We start from the raw sequence: 2515 nt of genomic DNA on the forward strand, positions 1-2515 counted from the left end.
AAAATGAGCGAGTCACACCTGGCCGGAGTAGCACCAGTCTGCCAGCCAGCCCCGGGCCAGCCAATATCCATTAGAGAAAATGACAACTATTGACCCCTTAGAGCGAGTGGTCAATCCGTCTCATGAATGGATCGTTTTCAAGACGGACTCCAAGCGTTAGTCCTGATCAGACAGCTCCAGAAGCTCGGGTGTGGGCTTTATCGCTACTTTCCCGCGCAATGGTCCCCAACCCCCTAAGAAGCGCAGGCACCGGGATGCTGAACTGTTCAAATAGCACTTTTGATTCCGCCTTCGGGATCTCGTTACCGAATCCGTAGCGGAACTGATTCTCGGTCAGGCTCACAGCCTTGGCTTTGTTCGAGGCCCTGCTGATCACAGGGAATGACGAGCGCCACACCGTAAGGGTGACCTTGTTCACTCCCTTCATCGCCGCTGAGTCGATTGCCACTGCGGCCGAGGCAAGATTGTCGCCGAGCAGCTTCTGGGCGACAAGGTCGCCGAACGAATGTCCGACGACAACCAAACCCGGGCAGACCCCCGTTTTGAACTGTATTCACGATCAATCAGAGTTGCGGCAGAGTTGCGGAAGACGTGTGGTGTGACCCCTTCAGAGCATGACCGCTTGGAGATTCATCCCGAAACGCTTGTAGATAAGCAGCCTGAGCGTTTCGGGATGAGTGGAGCAAACCATTTTCGTTTTGAAGTGAAGCTCCTGCTTACTCGGCCCAGGCGTTGTTCTTGATGATCTTCACGAAGTCCTCACGCTGGTAGTCAGGCATGTAGTGGGCGAGCACGTCTGCGTTCACATTGCCAAAAGTACTCTCAGGTCGATGGATGTTGCCCTCCGTGAAGGCAGCGAGGATCTGGTTCTTGAAGTCTGCACGAGGGTGAACTGAGGTAACCTCCTCACGCTCTGCGTCGTTAAGCTCGTGATACCAGATACCGAGTACGTCGGTCTCGACGCCGGCGGTGACCAGTGCAACCTCTGGGATCATGAATTCGGGAACATTGGGGGTCGTATGCAAAGCAATCCCCGTCCAGACGGCGTTGGCCCTCTCAGCATCGACTCCGCGAGCAGTCAAGAATTCGCGTGCGGCGTTAGCGCTGTCAACCTCAAACCGCAGCTTTGAATTGTGGTAACTGTCAGTGAGGCCGAGATCATGGAACATAGCACCGGCATAGAGCAATTCTAGATCGACGTCGAGCCCGCGGCGATCGCCCATCAGTGCGCCGAACAAGAAGACGCGTCGGGAATGGTGGTAGAGCAGCTCGCTTTCCTGATCGCGAATGTAATCAGTGATCTCGCGGACCAGACTGGTGTCAGGGATAGTGATCCCGGCGATGTTCTCGGTCATGTTCGTCTCCTGTTGTTCGGGTTCGGGGCAATTCAAGTCTCTCCTTCTGCCATCCCGACCGCGAGTGTCCAAATTGACATATATCCCACATATCTGGACATAATGGGGAGATGGCACACCACGAGATTGTTTTCCTCTTGTTCGAGGGCATGAAACAGCTCGATGTGGCGGGCCCCGCCGAAGTTTTCGCTGAAGCGGCACGTCTGGGCGGGGACTATAAGCTCACATATGTCTCCACTGACGGCCGACCGGTAGGGACATCTATCGGGGCAACCATGCAGGTAGACGGACCTGCCTTGGACGTATCCCACGCTGATACCGTAATCATTCCAGGTGGTGATTCGCTTCCGAGGGGGCCACTGCCGACTGAACTCCGGTCTGCGACTAGGCACCTTGTAGCGGTGGCAGATCGAGTGGTCTCGGTGTGCACTGGGGCGTTTCTACTTGCGGCCGTCGGTGCACTGGACGGACGGCGCGCGGCGACTCACTGGGCATATACGTCCCTCCTCGCTCGAGTGTGTCCAACCGCAGATGTTGTACCTGATGCGCTCTATGTAAGCGATGGAAAGTTCCATACGTCAGCCGGTGTCTCTTCCGGGATTGATCTCGCTCTATCCGTCGTCGAAGTGGACTACGGATCGGACCTTGCCCGCGATGTTGCACAACAACTCGTTGTCTACATGCAGCGCCCCGGGGGCCAGTCGCAGTTTTCGTCCATGCTGGCAATCTCGCGCGGCACACAGGAAAGCGTGAGGCGAGTGGTGGATGCAGTCTCTGTTCGTCCCGAAGCCGTCTACGGCATGTCCGAGCTCTCGATGTTCGCTGGCGTTAGCACCAGGCACTTGGCACGTCTGTTTCAGGCTGAACTTGGTATGACACCGGTCAAGTTTGTTGAAAAAATTCGCTTGGAGACGGCGAAAGCTTTACTTCTGCGAGGAGAGACAGTCGCCGCCGCCGCCAAGCGGTCCGGATTTCAGAACTCTGAAACGCTGCGCCGTGTTTTTGTCAGTCGGATTGGAATGCCTCCCAGTGCATACAAGCAGCGATTCACGACCACGCATCGTACAAGTTAGAAATCCGATTGGTTACGTCCCGCTGAGTGGTGGAGTTTGCCTCAACACCGTGCGGGTCAGTTCTTTGATTATGCTGCAGTGAGTTCT

The 2515-nt window shown here is 55.9% G+C and carries 3 protein-coding genes and 1 pseudogene; 2 read left to right on the forward strand and 2 right to left on the reverse strand.

Annotated elements, in window-relative coordinates:
* Positions 1 to 166 precede the first annotated feature (166 nt).
* Together CVV68_RS22795 and CVV68_RS22800 are read right to left on the reverse strand one after the other, a co-directional pair.
* On the reverse strand, positions 167 to 523 hold the full coding sequence (locus tag CVV68_RS22795) for a hypothetical protein (protein WP_110503262.1): 357 nt from the start codon (positions 521 to 523) through the stop codon (positions 167 to 169).
* A 193-nt stretch (positions 524 to 716) separates the two neighbouring features.
* Positions 717 to 1355, reverse strand: coding sequence for an HD domain-containing protein (locus CVV68_RS22800; protein WP_110503263.1), 639 nt, complete (start codon positions 1353 to 1355; stop codon positions 717 to 719).
* 110 nt (positions 1356 to 1465) lie between these two features.
* On the opposite strand from CVV68_RS22800, the pseudogene CVV68_RS24520 reads away from it, so the two are divergent.
* Both CVV68_RS24520 and CVV68_RS24525 read left to right on the forward strand, forming a co-directional pair.
* A pseudogene (locus tag CVV68_RS24520) lies at positions 1466 to 1969 on the forward strand (AraC family transcriptional regulator); the annotation flags it as partial.
* A 102-nt stretch (positions 1970 to 2071) separates the two neighbouring features.
* Entirely contained in the window at positions 2072 to 2428 is a 357-nt protein-coding gene (locus CVV68_RS24525; RefSeq protein ID WP_245933749.1) for a helix-turn-helix domain-containing protein, read from the forward strand.
* Positions 2429 to 2515 lie beyond the last annotated feature (87 nt).

Source organism: Arthrobacter livingstonensis, from assembly GCF_003219815.1.
Lineage (GTDB): Bacteria > Actinomycetota > Actinomycetes > Actinomycetales > Micrococcaceae > Specibacter > Specibacter livingstonensis.

Bases quoted from the DNA above. Each gene is read 5' to 3' on its own strand.
- CVV68_RS22800 (WP_110503263.1), bottom strand. From the start codon at position 1,355: ATGACCGAGAACATCGCCGGGATCACTATCCCTGACACCAGTCTGGTC.
- CVV68_RS24525 (WP_245933749.1), top strand. From the start codon at position 2,072: ATGCTGGCAATCTCGCGCGGCACACAGGAAAGCGTGAGGCGAGTGGTG.